The following is a 14491-nucleotide window of genomic DNA, read 5'->3' as shown; positions in this document are numbered from 1 at the left end:
TACCAGAGGGTTAGCATTGATTCTCGCCGGACGGAACCTCACGACATGCGCCTGGATCAGTCGGAAGCTGGAGGATTGTGGGATTTTGATGTAAAGATGTAAGCGACCACAGCGCCTATAACAGCTGACACCGCGTCAGAATTAATGATCTTGGTGACGCCTAAAAACATAGTGGCTGGCACAATTATCATAACTCCCAGCAAAGGAAGTGCGTGCGGCGCGTAGGGACTATTTTTGTCGATCTTGAGCGCAAAGACCACAAATCCAATTAATATAATACCTGATAATATAAATACGCCACCAGTTGCAGTTTGTGCGTTGGCTATGAGTGTTGACAGATTATCCGGCATGTTCCTAACCTCCAGCGTGTAGAATATGACAATGTGTCATTAATTATGGGCGCGATCCAGTGGTGGGAACGTATCGAATGTCGAAATCGTCGATTACCACCTCTGAAGCAGACTGGTTGCCCAACCCGCATCCGGGCGACATCCTGCTGGAAGATTTTCTCAAACCTCTGGAACTCAGCCAGAACGGGCTCGCCCGCGCGCTCGGCGTTCAGCCCCGCCGCATCAACGAGATCGTGCTTGGCAAACGCGCGGTCACCGCCGACACCGACCTGAGGCTCGCTCGTTATTTCGGCCTGTCGGAAGGCTTTTTCCTCGGCCTTCAGGCCGATTACGACTTGATGCAGCGCCGCCGCCAGCTAGTCGATGAACTCGACCGCATCGCACCACGGGCCGCGTGATCGCGAGCCCCTCACGGTATCGAATTTGTCCGGATCGGGCTGATCACCGCCGTGCCCTTGCGCAAATCGCTGCTGGTTTCGGCGCGCAGCGCGGCTGCGGGCGAAACGACTTCGGCCACTTTTTCGGTGCCGGCCACCAATGGCGGGGCTGTCTTCAGCATCTGGGCGATCTGTTTCAGCACGCGGGTGGTTTCCGACGAGAGCGAGCGCGGCCGGGTCAGGGCCAGCAGCGCCGGATCGGTCTCCTTTTTCTCGGCGATTGTATCGCCCTTTTTATGGGTGCCGGTCGGCAGCGGGTTGTCGATGCCGGGAATGGGGCGAAGTTCGACGCCCTGATGGGCATAGTCCATCAGTTTTTTGAACGTCATCGCCGGCAGCGCGCCGCCGGTCATGTTGTTCATCGGTGAATAATCGTCGTTACCGAACCAGACGGCCGTCGTGTAATTGCCGGTAAACCCGATGAACCACGCGTCGCGATAGCTCTGCGACGTGCCGGTCTTGCCGCCGGTGACGATGCCGCCGTCCAGCGCCGCGCGTTTTGCCGTGCCGATCACCGGGATCTGGGTGAGGATGCGGTTCATCGACGACAGCGCTTTTTCCGACAGGACCCGTTTGGCCGGTTGTTCGTCGCGGTTGAAGTCATAAAGCACCTCGCCGCCGTAACCGAGAACCTGATCGATCCCGTGGCGGCGTGACTGCATGCCGCCGGCAGGCATTACCGCATAACCGGTCGCCTGGTCGAGCACGGTGACTTCCGACGTGCCGAGCGGGATGGTCTTGTCGGTCCGAAGCGGTGTCTCGATGCCGAATGCCTTGGCGGTATCGACGATCACCTGGGTGCCGAGCACCTCCTTGGCCAATCGCACCGGAACCGTGTTGAGCGACTGCGCCATCGCGGTCAGCAGCGTCACCTTGCCCTTGTAGGAACGCCCGTAATTTTGCGGCGACCAGCCGCGCCAGGTGATCGGCGCATCGGAAATCGTCGTTTCCGGCGTCATCCCATGCTCCATCGCCGCCGAATAGGTATAGAGCTTGAACGATGAGCCCGGCTGGCGCAGAGCCTTGGTGGCGCGGTTGAACTGGCTTTCGCCGTAATCGCGGCCGCCGACCATGGCGCGAACGGCACCGCCGTTCTCGATCATCACCATTGCGCCCTGTTTGACCTTGTAGCCCTCGCCGAACTCGCGCAGGCTCGATTCCATCGCCGCATCGGCCGCCTGCTGCAGGCCGGTATCGATGGTGGTGCGCACCACCAGCGAGTGTTCCCTGATCTTGTCGGCCTTGGCCAGCCGCTGCACTTCGTCGAAGGCCCAGTCGAGGAAATAGTCGGGTGCTTTGACGTCGGCGCGGTCGATGGCGGTTGCCGGGTTGCGGCGCGCGCCGATCACCTGGCCCTCAGACATCAGCCCGCTCTGCACCAGGTTGGAGAGCACGTCATTGGCGCGCGCACGCGCCGCCGGCAGGTTGACATGCGGCGCATATTTCGCCGGTGCCTTGAACAGCCCGGCGAGCATGGCGCTTTCGGCAAGGCTGACATCGGTGATGTTCTTGCCGAAATAGAACTGTGCCGCCGCCGCCGCACCGAACGTGCCGCCGCCCATATAGGCGCGGTCGAGATAGAGTGACAGGATTTCCTTTTTCGACAGATTGGCTTCCAGCCACACTGACAGGAAGGCTTCCTTGATCTTGCGCTCGATCGACCGTTCGTTGGTGAGGAACAGGTTTTTGGCGAGCTGCTGGGTCAGCGTCGAGCCGCCCTGCACGACGCCGCCGGCCTTGGCGTTTTCGCTGAGCGCCCGGCCAAGGCCGATGAAATCGATACCGTAATGATCGAAGAAACGCCGATCCTCGGTTGCCAGAACCGCCTTGATCAGGTGATCCGGAAGCTCGTCGATCGGCACGGAATCTTCATGGATGATGCCGCGATGGCCAACCACATTGCCGTAGCGGTCGAGGAAGGTGACGGCGAAATCGCCGCGGTTGCGCCAGTCTTCCTTGGTTTCCTCGAAGGCCGGAAGCGCCAGCGCCAGAAGCACGACCGAGCCGGCCGTGCCAAGCGTCATCGCCTCGCCGGCGACTTCGAAGACGAGTTTCTTCCAGCCCCGTACCCGGAAGCGGCGGAAGAAGATGGTGATCTCTTCCCAGATTTCGGTGAGCTTGAAACCGAGGTTCCAGACGGTCGAATCGATCCAGCTGTCGATACGCAGCAGGGTGTGGCGCTTGTGGCGCGGTCGCTCCGGAGATGGCTGTGGCCCGTTCTTCGGGCCGTCCTTGGGCTCGTCCTGCAACTTCTTTCCCCCGTCCGCAAAACACCTCCAGAGGTATTGCGTTTGGCTTGACGTAGCGCCTGACAACGATCAAGAGCATAAGTTGGCCACGGTTATTCAGCATTAGCTGACAAATGGTTGACGCGCGATTGTAAAATCGCAACACGCAAAGGGCGGCCCGCACGATTTGTATCGTCCTGCCGCAAAAGTGATGATGAACGATCTGCCTTTCTGGAAACTGAAGACGCTCGACGAACTGAGTCAGGGCGAATGGGAAAGTCTCTGCGACGGTTGCGGCCTCTGTTGCCTCAACAAGCTGGAGGACTGGGATAGCGGCGATGTCGTCTTCACCTCGGTCGCCTGCCGGCTGCTCGACGGGCAAAGCTGTCGCTGCTCCGATTATCCCAACCGCCAGAAGACCGTGCCAGATTGCATCCAGTTGACGCCGAAGGAAGTGCGCGACATCCACTGGCTGCCGCCGACCTGCGGTTATCGCCTCGTGCGCGATGGCGAGGATCTCTACTGGTGGCATCCGCTCGTCTCCGGCGACCCCGACACGGTGCACCAGGCCGGCATTTCCGCCCGCGGCCGCACCGTCAGTGAAAACGATGTCGATGTGGATGACTTCGAGGACTATGTCGTCGACTGGCCGTTGCGTGTTGGTGAAAAGGCCTGAAGCCGCAAAAGTATAAAGCCGAAGGCCGTCAATATTCCACTTATCAACGTACGGTAGCGTACAAAAGTTAAGCTGCTATCGTTATTGCGTTTTTCTATGTCATTTAACGCATGTATTATTGACTGAATGGACGATACATTTCGTCCTGATGGTCAAAAATCGTGAATGACTCGATGAATGCTCAAACCACCCTGGCGGATCGTCTCTATGAAGCGGCCCTCGTTCCCGAATTGTGGACCGAGACCTGCGAGCAACTGGCATTTGAAGCCGGGTCCTCGACCGCGTCGATCTTCACCGTCGATGCCGGTGGCAAACACCGCTACGTCACCACGCCCAATATCGCCGATCTTTTTGCCAGGTTCGTTGAAAGCGATCTGAGGCTGCAGAACATGCGGCCCGCCCGCGCCATGCAGAACTCGCCTTTCTCCTTCGTACGCACCTCCGATCTTCTGACGCCGCAGGAGATGGACGCGGATGTCATCAACCGCGAGTTCCTGAAGCCGAATGGCATCGACTGGGAGGCCGGCTGGGCGTTTCAGGAGCCGACCGGCCACGTCATTGTCATTACCCTGATGCGCACAAGCGGGCTCGACAACTTCACCCACGAGCAGATTGCCCGGCTGAACGCTCTGAAGCCCGATCTTGCCCGCGCCGCCTATATGGCATCGCGATTGGCCTTCAACGAAGCCCGTTCGATGACCGAGACACTGTCCATGCTCGGACTGCCTGCCGCCGTGATCGGAGATGCGGGGCAGATGATCGCCGCCAATCCCGAACTGGAAGCGCTCGCGCCGCGTATCCGCACCGGTGCCGGCGACAGGATCGTGCTCGAAGGGGCCGGCCCACGCGCGCTCCTCGACGAAGCGATCGAGCGTTACAAGGCCCAGGCAGTGCCGACCGTCCAGTCCGTGCCGATGGTTTCGCTGCGTGACGGCACGCCGCCGCTGATCCTGCATCTTCTGCCCGTGCGCCGCGCCGCACGCGACATTTTCTCGCGCTCGATGGCGGTGCTGGCCGTGACCCAGGTCGGGCAGGTGGGGCCGGCCGACATGCGGGTTCTCTGCGGCCTCTTCGACCTGACACCGGCCGAAGCCCGCGTCGCCCGCGGCATCGCCATGGCTCATACGCCGGAAATGGTCGCCGCCTCGCTCGGCATCTCGCTGGAAACGGCGCGTTCGCATCTGAAGCGGATCATGCAGAAGACCGGCACGACGCGTCAGGCCGAACTCGTCCTGCTCCTCTCCGGCCTCAATGCGCCGGGCATGGGCCAGCGCGGACGGTAGAAGCGGAAATGGATTGTGTCAGCCCAATGTGCGATACGCGTATTGCACATCGGAGATGGCCATGCTTGCCTTGAGATTGCCCCCGATATCGAAGTGCGCCTCGATGATCTTGCGCGGCTGAGGGGGCGTACCAAGAGCTTCTATGCGCGTGAGGCCATTCTCGCGCATCTCGACGACCTTGAGGATGTCTATCTGGCCACGCAACGGCTCGATAGCCTGAAGCGTGGCGAAAGCGACAGCATTCCTCTTTCCGAGGTCATGAAACAATATGGCCTGGACGATTGAACTGCAGCGGGACGCCGAGCGAGAACTTGCCAAGCTGGGCCATGACAATGCCCGGCGGATATTGCGTTTTCTCCACGAACGGTTGGCCAGGCTCGATGATCCGCGTTCCGTCGGAGAGGCGTTGAGAGGAGCGGAACTGGAGGAGTTCTGAAAATATCAGATCGGGACTTTCGCATCATTGCCGATATTCAGGATGACGTCCTGCGCATCCTCGTCATTCGTGTCGGCCATCGCCGATGCGTTTACCGCTGACACCGCTGATACATATTGTCCCCTTGACCTTCCCATGATGGGAAGCCTTACATGGGAATGCGAAAGGATCGCATTCCCATGAACCAGCATATAACCGACCAGCCCCAGGATCGTCAGGCAAAGGCCCGTTTCGAGCCACTCACCATCCCCGTCGAGGGAATGCATTGCGCCTCCTGCGTGCGCCGTGTCGAGACCGGTGCGGCAAAACTTGCCGGTATCACCTCGAGCGCCGTCAATTTCGCCACGAAAAAATTGACCGTCGAAACCTGTGAGGGGTTTGATCCGCAGGCCTTGGAAAAGGCCATCCGCAAGCTCGGTTACGAGGTGCCGGAAGGCGCGATGGATCATGCCTTGCGCGAGGCGGGGATGACGATGGTGGGGCTTGCGCCAGAAAGCGATACCCGTGGGAATACCCTCTCTGGCCTGCCGGCCATCTCTCCCATAAGGGGGGAGAAGCCCAGCGGCGACCGTCTGCCTCACCTGGGGCGAGGCGTTTCGGCCGGGTTAAGCCCTCCCCTTGGTGGGGAGGCTGGGGAGGGGGCTTCTCCCCAGGAAAAGGTTTCCCCCCACGGCCACGACCACGCCCACATCCACCAGGGCGAGCAACCCGCACTCAAGCGCGATCTCGCCATCGCCTTCATCCTCACCCTGCCGCTGTTCGTGCTGGAAATGACCGGCCATATCTACGCGCCATTCCATCACTGGCTGATGGGCGTCATCGACGGCCAGAACCTCTATTATCTCTATTTCGTTCTCTCGACGGCGGTGATCTTCTGGCCCGGCTGGCGTTTCCTAAAGATCGGCCTGCCGGCGCTTTTGCGTGGCTATCCGGAAATGAACTCGCTGGTCGCCGTCGGCGTGCTGGCGGCCTATGGATATTCGCTGGTCACCACGTTTGCGCCCGGCCTGCTGCCGGAAGCAGCACGTTACGTCTATTATGAAGCCGCCACCGTCATCGTCACGCTGATCCTGTTCGGTCGGCTGATGGAGGCGCGCGCCACCGGCCGCACCGGTGCCGCGATCGAAAAACTTGGCCGCCTGCAGGCAAAGACCGCCCGTATCGAGCGCGATGGCCGCGAGATAGATATCCCGGCAACCGAAGTCGTTGCCGGCGATATCGTCGTCATCCGTCCGGGTGAGCGTCTGCCCGTCGACGGCACGGTGGTCGACGGACAGTCCAATATCGACGAATCGATGATTTCCGGCGAACCGCTGCCGGTTGCCAAATCCGCCGGCGCAATTGTTATCGGCGGCACCGTCAACACCACCGGCACGTTGCGTTTCAGGGCCGAGAAGGTCGGTCGCGACACGATGCTTGCCGGCATCATCCGCATGGTCGAACAGGCGCAAGGGGCAAAACTGCCGATCCAGACCGTGGTCGACCGCGTCACGGCCTGGTTCGTTCCGGCAGTGATCGCGCTTGCGGTGCTGACCTTCGCAATCTGGTATATGCTTGGCCCGGATCCGAAGATCACCCATGCACTGATCTCGGCTGTTGCCGTACTGATCATCGCCTGCCCCTGCGCCATGGGGCTTGCCGTTCCCGTCTCGATCGTCGTCGGCGGTGGTCGCGCGGCAGAACTCGGCGTTCTGTTTCGCAAGGGCGATGCGCTGCAGGGACTGGCCGACGTGTCGGTCGTCGTTGTCGACAAGACCGGCACTGTCACCAGGGGCCGGCCGGAGCTGACCGACTTCATCACCGCCGAGGGCCTCGATGCGGCCGAAATCTTGTCGCTCGTCGCAGCCGTCGAGGCCCGTTCCGAACACCCGATCGCCGATGCCATCGTCAAGGCGGCAAAAGACAAGGGGCTTGCGGTCGCATCGGTCGACGCGTTTCAATCCGTCACCGGATACGGCATCCGCGCCAGGGTTGGCGGTCGCGATCTCGCCATTGGTGCCGACCGTTACATGGAAAAGCTCGGCGCTCCGGTCGACATCTTCGCCGAAGCCGCCAGCCGCCTCGGCGACGAGGGCAAGACCCCGCTTTATGCCGCTGTCGATGGCAGACTGGCAGCCGTCATCGCCGTTGCCGACCCGCTCAAGACCTCGAGCATCGGCGCGATCCGGGCGCTGAAAGGGCTCGGCGTCGAGGTCGTCATGGTCACCGGCGACAACCGCCGCACGGCGCAGGCGATCGCCCGCCAGGTCGGCATCGACAGGGTGGTCGCCGAGGTCCTGCCCGAAGGCAAGGTCGAGGCGATCCATGACCTGCGCGCAGATGGCCGCAAGCTCGCCTTTGTCGGTGACGGTATCAACGATGCGCCGGCGCTGGCGCAGGCCGATATCGGCATTGCGGTCGGTACCGGCACCGATGTGGCGATCGAAAGCGCCGATGTCGTGCTGGTCGGCGGCGAACTGTCGGGCGCCGTCTCGGCGATCGCCGTCAGCCGTGCAACCATGAGGAATATCCGACAGAACCTGTTCTGGGCCTTCGGTTACAATGTCGCGCTGATCCCGCTTGCCGCAGGTCTGCTTTATCCGGCTTTCGGCATCACCCTGTCGCCGATGATCGGCGCGGCCGCCATGGCCATGTCGAGCGTCTTCGTGCTCGGCAATGCGCTGCGGTTGAAAACCTTCAAGCCGGCTGGCAAGCAGGAGAATGCCGCATGAATATCGGTGAAGCATCCGGCGCGTCCGGCGTCTCGGCCAAGATGATCCGTTATTACGAGGAGATCGGCCTGATCGCCCCCAAGGGTCGCACGCAAAACAATTACCGGCTTTATGGCGTGGATGAAGTGCACATCCTGCGGTTCATCAAGCGGGCCCGCTCGCTCGGTTTCTCGCTGGAGGAGACGCAGGCGCTGTTGAAACTCTGGCAGGACAAGAGCCGGGAAAGTGCCTCGGTCAAGGAAATCGCCACGACCCATATCGACGATCTCGAACGCCGCATCGCCGAAATGCAGGGCATGGTGCAGACGCTCAGGCATCTTGCCCATTGCTGCGGCGGTGATGATCGTCCCGACTGCCCCATCCTCGATGATCTGGCGGGCGATAGTTCCGCATCGGCCGATAGCGCCGCGCCGAGCGCCACCCATCACGCATAACAACAAGAATACCCAAGGAGTTCTTCAGATGACTGCCATCTTCACCGTTTCCGACATGACCTGCGGCCATTGCGAAAAGACCGTTCGCGCCGCACTGGAAGACATGCTTCCGGGCGCTGCCGTGACGATCGATCTTGCCGCCCACAGGGTCGCCGTCGAAGGCGACAAGGCGAGGGCCGAAGAGGCGATCCGCGAGGCGGGCTATACGCCGGAAGCAGCCTGAGCGTTTGCCCTCGAAACGGCGCTTGCCGGGAAGAAATAAACCGATGATCATGAGAGCTCGGTCAAGGAGGAGGCCAGCCCCATGGAAGCGCTGCCGACCCACGCGGAATACTTTGGGCATGTGCGCACGATCATCGGCATGGTGCTCGCCCTCAGCCTGGCACGTCTGGTCAATGGCCTGACGCGCTTCGTCCAGCATCCAGGAACCATCAAGGTCTATCCCGTCCATCTTGGCTGGGTCGTTTTCCTGCTGATAACCATCGTTCATTTCTGGTGGTACGAATTCCATCTGGTTTCCGTGCCTGTCTGGACGTTTCCGCTTTACGGATTCCTTATCTTCTACACGATGATCTTCGCGGCACTGACGGCGCTGCTTTTTCCCGACCAGATGACGGACTATGATGGTTTTGCAGACTATTTCGACCGGCGCAGGCGCTGGTTCTTCTGCCTTCTGGCTTTCGCCTTTCTGCTCGATATCGGCGATACGCTGATCAAAGGAGAAGATTACATGCGATCGCTCGGCATCGAATATCCGATCCGCCAGGCCGCTTTCATCCTTCTGTCGATCACCGCGATGTTTATCACTTCCAGGCGAGCCCAACTGGTTTTGGTGGTCGTCGCGATCGTCTATCAGGTCAGCTGGATCATCCGGCTTTACGACATCCTGTAACGACGGAATGCTTTCCGTTGTGCGGCTTGCTTGTCAAAAAAAGCCCGGCACCAAGGCCGGGCTTTCAGGTCTGCGGGCATCGTTCCTAGTGGCGATGCTCCGGCATCTGCTTCAGCTGATCCTTCGTCCAGCTGGTGGTCGCGTGGATGTCGCCGTCCTCATCGCGCATGAACTGCAGATCGGTCAGTGGCACGGCGACTGGTTTTGCCCCGATCCCGAGGAACCCGCCGACATCGATGATCGCCTGGCTTCCGCTGCCGGTACCGTGCACATGATCGACCTTGCCGACCTTGTGGTCGTCGGCGCCGTAAATCGTTGCGCCTTCAAGGACGCTTGGGGTGAGTTCGGCTGTGGCGAGACGCACGTGATTGGTATGGTCCATTGGATGATCCTCCGTGATCGTTGCTTGTAATCCTTGCACTGATCTAACCTGAGAAGCGCTGGTTTGTTCCGCCGCCGCAGGTGGAAGAATTTCGCTTCTCCGGCCTGTTTTTCTGGAACAGAACCGCCTTTGGCGCTTCATTCCCGTCCCGATGAAACCATTTTGCCAAAGCATACGTATCCAGTCGGGAGCGCTTGGGCCATGTGGCCGAATTCTTCCGAGGAACCATGCCCAGATTTCTTCTGCCGACCCTTCTGGTAATCGCCTATATCATCGTCGCGATTGTCATTGCTGCGCCTGCCGTGCGCGCGGATGATGATGGTGCCGTCCGTATCGATGTCGGGGGCTTCCGGCTGAACAGCCTTCTCGTCGAACCTGGAAAACATCCCGACCTGCCGCCGATCGTATTCATCCATGGCGCCAGCACCAGCCTCTACGATCCGGTCTTTTCCTTTCGCGCCAAGCTGCAGGGCAGGGCGAAAATGCTGTTCGTCGACCGGCCGGGCCACGGTGCTTCCGATGCCGGCGGAAAGGCCGAGATCCTGCCGGACGCCCAGGCCGATGCCATCGCCCGGCTGATGATAAGGCGCGGCATCCCGAAGGCGATCATCGTTGGCCATTCCTTCGGTGGCGCGATCACCGCAGCTTTTGCGATGCGCCATCCGCAGATGGTCTCCGGCCTGGTATTCCTGTCGCCGGCCGTCTATCCCTGGGATAGCGGTGTCGCCTGGTATTATGACGTGGCAAGCGCGCCGGTGACCGGCCCCTTGTTCAGTGCACTGGTCGTCCCGCCGCTCGGGCTTCTCGCCATCCGCAGCGCCACCAGAAGCGTATTCGCCCCCAACCAGCCCCCGCCCGATTATATCGAAAAGACCCGGGCGATGCAGGCCCTGCGGCCGGCGGCTTTCCGCCACAATGCCCGCGAAATCGCAGCCCTCAGCGATTGGGCGCGAAAAGCATCGTCCGGTTACCGCAACATCACCGCGCCGACCGTCATCGTCACCGGTGATACCGACGGCATCGTTTCGCCGCAGATCCACGCGCGACATCTCGCCCGCGATATCAAGGGCGCGACGCTCGTCGTGGTCCAGAACCTTGGCCACAAATCCGATTATGTCGCCAGTGACCTGGCGATCGCCGCCATCGAAAAGGTCGCCGGCCACAAGGTCAGCCTGACGGCCGCAAGAAGAGCGGTCGAAGGACGGATCGCCGGCGATCGTCAGAACGGCGGAAAGACTGGCGATGCAACGGATTGATGCCTGGCGGCGACGCTGCCGGATCGGGCTTTCGGCCTTTTATGGCCTCGCAGGCATCCTGCATATCGCCATTCCCGGCCCTTTTCTCGGCATCACGCCCGCCTGGGTGCCGAATGCTGCCGGGGTCATTTTTCTGACCGGACTTTGCGAAATCGCCGGTGCGATCGGTCTGTTCGTCCCGGCCGTCAGGCGATATGCAGGGATAGCCCTGGCGCTCTACGCGATCTGCGTTTTTCCCGCCAATATCAAGCATGCGCTGGACAATCTCGACGGCACTGCCGTGTCGCCCTGGTTATGGCTCTATCACTTCACTCGCCTGACGCTGCAACCCGTCATCATCTGGCTTGCGCCCTTTGCCGGAGCCGGCCTCACATGGCCTTTCCACCGCAGGGAAGAGACGGCAAGACGCTGATCACCGGCTGCGAAGAATAACGGCCATGGACTGGAGAATGGCCGACCGTCCCTTATCTGAGGAGATACGTCTCGGACGAGGAGGTCCGGGCGGGCAACATGGCAAACCCAAGGGAGGAGCGTGTCGTGAAGAAAAATACCGTCTGCCTGTGGTACGACAGGGATGCCGAGGCCGCGGCCCGGTTTTATGCGGAAACCTTTCCCGATAGCGTGGTCGGCGCCGTCACCCACGCGCCGGGGGATTATCCTGCCGGCAAGCAGGGAGACGTGATCGTCGTCGAATTCATCGTCGCAGGCGTTGCCTGTATCGGCCTCAACGGCGGCCCCCAGATGAGGCACAGCGAGGCATTTTCCTTCCAGATCTCCACCGAGGATCAGGAGGAGACCGACCGTTACTGGAACGCCATCGTCGAGAATGGCGGCGAGCAAAGCGAGTGCGGCTGGTGCAAGGACCGCTGGGGCATTTCCTGGCAGATCACCCCGCGCACGCTGATGGAGGCGCTGGCCGCCGGTGGCGGCGAGGCCAAACGGGCCTTCGATGCCATGATGACGATGAAAAAGATCGACGTTGCCAGGATCGACGCTGCCCGCAAGGGGTAGAGCGTGTCTCCCGAAAGTGGTCTCCGGTTTCGGGACAAAGACATGCGGAAAAACAGGAAGCGAAAGCACGGTAAGCGAATCTGAAGGATCGCGACGTGCTTTGGGAAAGCGCGCGAGCCTAACGCGGCGGAACCCCCGTCATCCTGTCGAGATTGGCAATCAGCCGGGTCAGCAGCGTCACCAGTTGCGCTTCTTCCGCCTCGCTGAAACCGTCCAGTGCCTCGCGATTGCCCTCAAACAGCGTATCGATCGCCTCGGACATGCGCGCCTGCGCCAGTTCCGTCAGCGTGATGACGCTGCTTCGGCCATCGGCAGGGTCGGGTGTGCGGGTAATCAGGCCGTCACGGTCCATCCGTGCCAGCATCTGCGCCATTGGCGGTTGTTCCACCCTGGCAAAACGGGCGAGGTCGCGTTGCGTGCCGGCCTTGCCGTTCTTCAGCGCTATCAGAACCGGCAATTGTCCGACGCCGAAACCGAGCGGTTTGAGCCGTGCCTCGCTCAGTCGCGCAAACCCGCGGGCCGCAAGGCTGATCAGGTGTCCGGGTGTCGCAAGCACGTTGTCAGCCATTCCTGACCTCCATTTCATCCATTGACCGCAGTTTACATACGTACATATATATCGTCGCGCGGTGCCGTTCAATGGAGGCGGATGCCGGCGAGGTCCGTTCAGAAAGATCGAGAAAACGCCATGTCGGAAAACCACACCGAGCTTGTCACGCTTATCTACGACCGCTTCAACGCCCGCGATATCGACGCGGTGCTTGCAGTGATGACGCAGGATGTCGCCTGGGCCAATGCCATGGAAGGTGGCCATGTCCATGGCCATCAGGCGGTGCGCGACTACTGGACCCGCCAATGGTCGATCGTCAGCCCGTTTGTCGAGCCGGTGGCGGTCAGAAGCGTTGCAGATGACACGATCGAGGTGGAGGTGATCCAGAAAGTCTACGATCTCGACGGCCATCCGCTGGAGCCGCAGGATCACGGCCTGAAGGACAAGACCGTGCTGCATGTTTTTCGCCTGAAAAACGGCCGGATCCTGCGTTTCGATGTGCGGGATGAGGCCTGAAGCAATTGCGGAGAAAAAACGCAGCTTTGCCGTGCGGCGGGGTCGGGAAAATCCGCCTGCTTATGCCGGCCTAACCCATATGAGGGACGACCATTGTTTTGCCTGTGGCATGGTCGGTCGTCACTGAATGGGGGAATCATTTATGAAGAGCATAATCAAGGGTCTTGCTGCATTTGGCGTCGTGATTGTCACCTCGACGCCTGTCCTTGCGGAAGGCATTCCGAAATTCGAACAGACTTGCGTGGGAGATTTCGGCCAGTCGTCGAAGATCTGCCTGTCCTCGAACGGTAAGACGGTATCCAGTTCCTATATTTTCCGCGGCGAAATACCGACCAAGGGTTCCCATACCGGCTGCTCCCTGTCGGGCAGCAGCATAACCTGCACCGGCGGGCAATATCGCACCAGCCGCGGCAACGGCGCGATGAACCCTGTCGTCGTCACGATGAAGAACGGCAAACCGAATTCGATCGTCTGGCGCAAGAACTAGCGCCAAAGCTACAGCTGGCTTGTCAGCTCGTTTCTTAGCTACAAACAACAAAAAGCCGCCCGCGAACGTCGCGCGGACGGCCTTTCCTCGTGCCGGAACAGGCACATCCTTAAAATTTCACGCCGATGCCGACCTGGATGATATGCTGGTTGAGATCGAAGTCGGCGCCGCTCAGGTGGCCGCTGCCATAATCATTGTAGCGGTATTCCAGGCGACCGAAGATATTGTCGGTGAAGGCATGGTCGACGCCGGCGCCGATCGTCCAGCCGTTCAGCGTGTCGTCGTCATCCGCACCCGGCGCGTTGAGGTCGACATTGGTCGCCGTCCAGCCGCCGGCTGCATAGATCAGCGTCCGGTCGAGGGCATAACCGACGCGGCCGCGTACAGAACCGGAAAAGCCGTTATCCACCGAGATGCCGCCACCATAACCGGCATCGCCCCAGTCGTAATTCACATCGCCTTCGATACCGGCGACGAAACCGCTGGAGAATTGCCAGTTGTAACCGGCAAAGGCGCCGAGCCGCCAGCCGTCGAAATTCTCCGAACCGAGCCCCTCAAGACGACCGTCACCCCAGCCATATCCTGTATGCGCACCGATATAGGGACCGCTCCAGGTGAATGTCGGCATGGTTTCCGCGGCAACCGGCGCGGTCGGGATCTGCTCCACGGCATCGGCGGCATAAGCTGCACTCGACGCCGCAAAAACGGCCGTCGTGGCAAGAATGAGAAGACCCTTCATGGGCTGACCTCCGCAATACGTGATGATCGGTCATTTAGGAGCAGTTGCTAAAAAGGCCAGAGCTGAAATGCGGCATATCGAAAAATCCCGCCCCGCATCCCGT

At 60.6% G+C, this 14491-nt stretch carries 20 protein-coding genes; 15 read left to right on the top strand and 5 right to left on the bottom strand.

Translation table 11 applies throughout. From position 1 onward, the window contains the following. Window positions 1-56: 56 nt before the first annotated feature. Window positions 57-350 (bottom strand): hypothetical protein, encoded by a 294-nt coding sequence (locus AC2GXZ_RS06875; protein WP_483758414.1) that lies wholly within the window; start codon window positions 348-350, stop codon window positions 57-59. 77 nt (window positions 351-427) lie between these two features. On the opposite strand from AC2GXZ_RS06875, the gene AC2GXZ_RS06870 reads away from it, so the two are divergent. Then, complete coding sequence (locus AC2GXZ_RS06870) at window positions 428-748, top strand: HigA family addiction module antitoxin (RefSeq protein ID WP_483758413.1); 321 nt, start codon at window positions 428-430, stop codon at window positions 746-748. Between the two features lie 11 nt (window positions 749-759). Here AC2GXZ_RS06870 and AC2GXZ_RS06865 read toward each other — a convergent pair whose 3' ends face one another. Further along, window positions 760-3036 carry a transglycosylase domain-containing protein gene (locus AC2GXZ_RS06865; protein ID WP_483758412.1) on the bottom strand — a complete coding sequence of 759 codons (2277 nt, stop codon included), beginning with the start codon at window positions 3034-3036 and terminating at the stop codon, window positions 760-762. Between the two features lie 193 nt (window positions 3037-3229). Between AC2GXZ_RS06865 and AC2GXZ_RS06860 the strand changes: the two genes are divergently transcribed. From AC2GXZ_RS06860 to AC2GXZ_RS06820, 9 genes are all read left to right on the top strand, one after another. After that, the gene (locus AC2GXZ_RS06860) at window positions 3230-3691 is read left to right on the top strand and encodes a YcgN family cysteine cluster protein (RefSeq protein WP_483758411.1); all 462 of its coding nucleotides are present in this window, start codon (window positions 3230-3232) and stop codon (window positions 3689-3691) included. A gap of 173 nt (window positions 3692-3864) precedes the next feature. Continuing rightward, window positions 3865-4974, top strand: coding sequence for a helix-turn-helix transcriptional regulator (locus AC2GXZ_RS06855; protein ID WP_483758410.1), 1110 nt, complete (start codon window positions 3865-3867; stop codon window positions 4972-4974). A 42-nt stretch (window positions 4975-5016) separates the two neighbouring features. Next, entirely contained in the window at window positions 5017-5259 is a 243-nt protein-coding gene (gene relB, locus AC2GXZ_RS06850) for a type II toxin-antitoxin system RelB family antitoxin (RefSeq protein ID WP_483758409.1), read from the top strand. Then, complete coding sequence (locus tag AC2GXZ_RS06845; protein ID WP_483758408.1) at window positions 5243-5410, top strand: type II toxin-antitoxin system RelE family toxin; 168 nt, start codon at window positions 5243-5245, stop codon at window positions 5408-5410. Before relB ends, AC2GXZ_RS06845 begins: the two co-directional genes overlap by 17 nt. After that, window positions 5407-5511, top strand: a complete 105-nt coding sequence (locus tag AC2GXZ_RS06840) for a type II toxin-antitoxin system RelE family toxin (RefSeq protein WP_483759369.1) — start codon at window positions 5407-5409, stop codon at window positions 5509-5511. Before AC2GXZ_RS06845 ends, AC2GXZ_RS06840 begins: the two co-directional genes overlap by 4 nt. A 78-nt stretch (window positions 5512-5589) precedes the next feature. Beyond that, window positions 5590-8121 carry a heavy metal translocating P-type ATPase gene (locus AC2GXZ_RS06835; RefSeq protein WP_483758407.1) on the top strand — a complete coding sequence of 844 codons (2532 nt, stop codon included), beginning with the start codon at window positions 5590-5592 and terminating at the stop codon, window positions 8119-8121. Continuing rightward, entirely contained in the window at window positions 8118-8555 is a 438-nt protein-coding gene (gene cueR, locus AC2GXZ_RS06830) for a Cu(I)-responsive transcriptional regulator (RefSeq protein WP_483758406.1), read from the top strand. The genes AC2GXZ_RS06835 and cueR overlap by 4 nt, the downstream gene beginning before the upstream one ends. 28 nt (window positions 8556-8583) lie before the next feature. Beyond that, complete coding sequence (locus AC2GXZ_RS06825) at window positions 8584-8778, top strand: heavy-metal-associated domain-containing protein (RefSeq protein ID WP_483758405.1); 195 nt, start codon at window positions 8584-8586, stop codon at window positions 8776-8778. Between the two features lie 81 nt (window positions 8779-8859). Continuing rightward, the gene (locus tag AC2GXZ_RS06820) at window positions 8860-9447 is read left to right on the top strand and encodes a hypothetical protein (protein WP_483758404.1); all 588 of its coding nucleotides are present in this window, start codon (window positions 8860-8862) and stop codon (window positions 9445-9447) included. An 85-nt stretch (window positions 9448-9532) separates the two neighbouring features. Here the strand turns inward: AC2GXZ_RS06820 and AC2GXZ_RS06815 are convergent, their stop codons facing one another. After that, a complete protein-coding gene (locus AC2GXZ_RS06815) occupies window positions 9533-9829 on the bottom strand; it encodes a PRC-barrel domain-containing protein (RefSeq protein ID WP_483758403.1) in 297 nt (98 codons plus the stop codon). Between the two features lie 227 nt (window positions 9830-10056). On the opposite strand from AC2GXZ_RS06815, the gene AC2GXZ_RS06810 reads away from it, so the two are divergent. The 3 genes from AC2GXZ_RS06810 to AC2GXZ_RS06800 all read left to right on the top strand — a co-directional run bounded on the left by AC2GXZ_RS06810 (window position 10057) and on the right by AC2GXZ_RS06800 (window position 12096). Further along, window positions 10057-11085 carry an alpha/beta fold hydrolase gene (locus AC2GXZ_RS06810; protein ID WP_483758402.1) on the top strand — a complete coding sequence of 343 codons (1029 nt, stop codon included), beginning with the start codon at window positions 10057-10059 and terminating at the stop codon, window positions 11083-11085. Then, on the top strand, window positions 11072-11497 hold the full coding sequence (locus AC2GXZ_RS06805) for a DoxX family protein (protein WP_483758401.1): 426 nt from the start codon (window positions 11072-11074) through the stop codon (window positions 11495-11497). Before AC2GXZ_RS06810 ends, AC2GXZ_RS06805 begins: the two co-directional genes overlap by 14 nt. Before the next feature lie 125 nt (window positions 11498-11622). After that, complete coding sequence (locus AC2GXZ_RS06800; RefSeq protein ID WP_483758400.1) at window positions 11623-12096, top strand: VOC family protein; 474 nt, start codon at window positions 11623-11625, stop codon at window positions 12094-12096. A 118-nt stretch (window positions 12097-12214) separates the two neighbouring features. On the opposite strand, the gene AC2GXZ_RS06795 is transcribed toward AC2GXZ_RS06800, so the two are convergent. Then, complete coding sequence (locus AC2GXZ_RS06795) at window positions 12215-12664, bottom strand: MarR family winged helix-turn-helix transcriptional regulator (RefSeq protein WP_483758399.1); 450 nt, start codon at window positions 12662-12664, stop codon at window positions 12215-12217. A gap of 120 nt (window positions 12665-12784) precedes the next feature. On the opposite strand from AC2GXZ_RS06795, the gene AC2GXZ_RS06790 reads away from it, so the two are divergent. Both AC2GXZ_RS06790 and AC2GXZ_RS06785 read left to right on the top strand, forming a co-directional pair. Next, window positions 12785-13162 carry a nuclear transport factor 2 family protein gene (locus AC2GXZ_RS06790; protein ID WP_483758398.1) on the top strand — a complete coding sequence of 126 codons (378 nt, stop codon included), beginning with the start codon at window positions 12785-12787 and terminating at the stop codon, window positions 13160-13162. A gap of 142 nt (window positions 13163-13304) precedes the next feature. Then, entirely contained in the window at window positions 13305-13649 is a 345-nt protein-coding gene (locus tag AC2GXZ_RS06785) for a hypothetical protein (RefSeq protein ID WP_483758397.1), read from the top strand. 109 nt (window positions 13650-13758) lie between these two features. Here the strand turns inward: AC2GXZ_RS06785 and AC2GXZ_RS06780 are convergent, their stop codons facing one another. Beyond that, the gene (locus AC2GXZ_RS06780; protein WP_483758396.1) at window positions 13759-14388 is read right to left on the bottom strand and encodes an outer membrane protein; all 630 of its coding nucleotides are present in this window, start codon (window positions 14386-14388) and stop codon (window positions 13759-13761) included. Window positions 14389-14491: the final 103 nt, after the last annotated feature.

This window comes from Aliirhizobium sp. YIM B11859, assembly GCF_057163345.1.
Note: the sequence above shows the minus strand (reverse complement) of the source record. Positions and strands in the feature narration are given on the sequence as shown.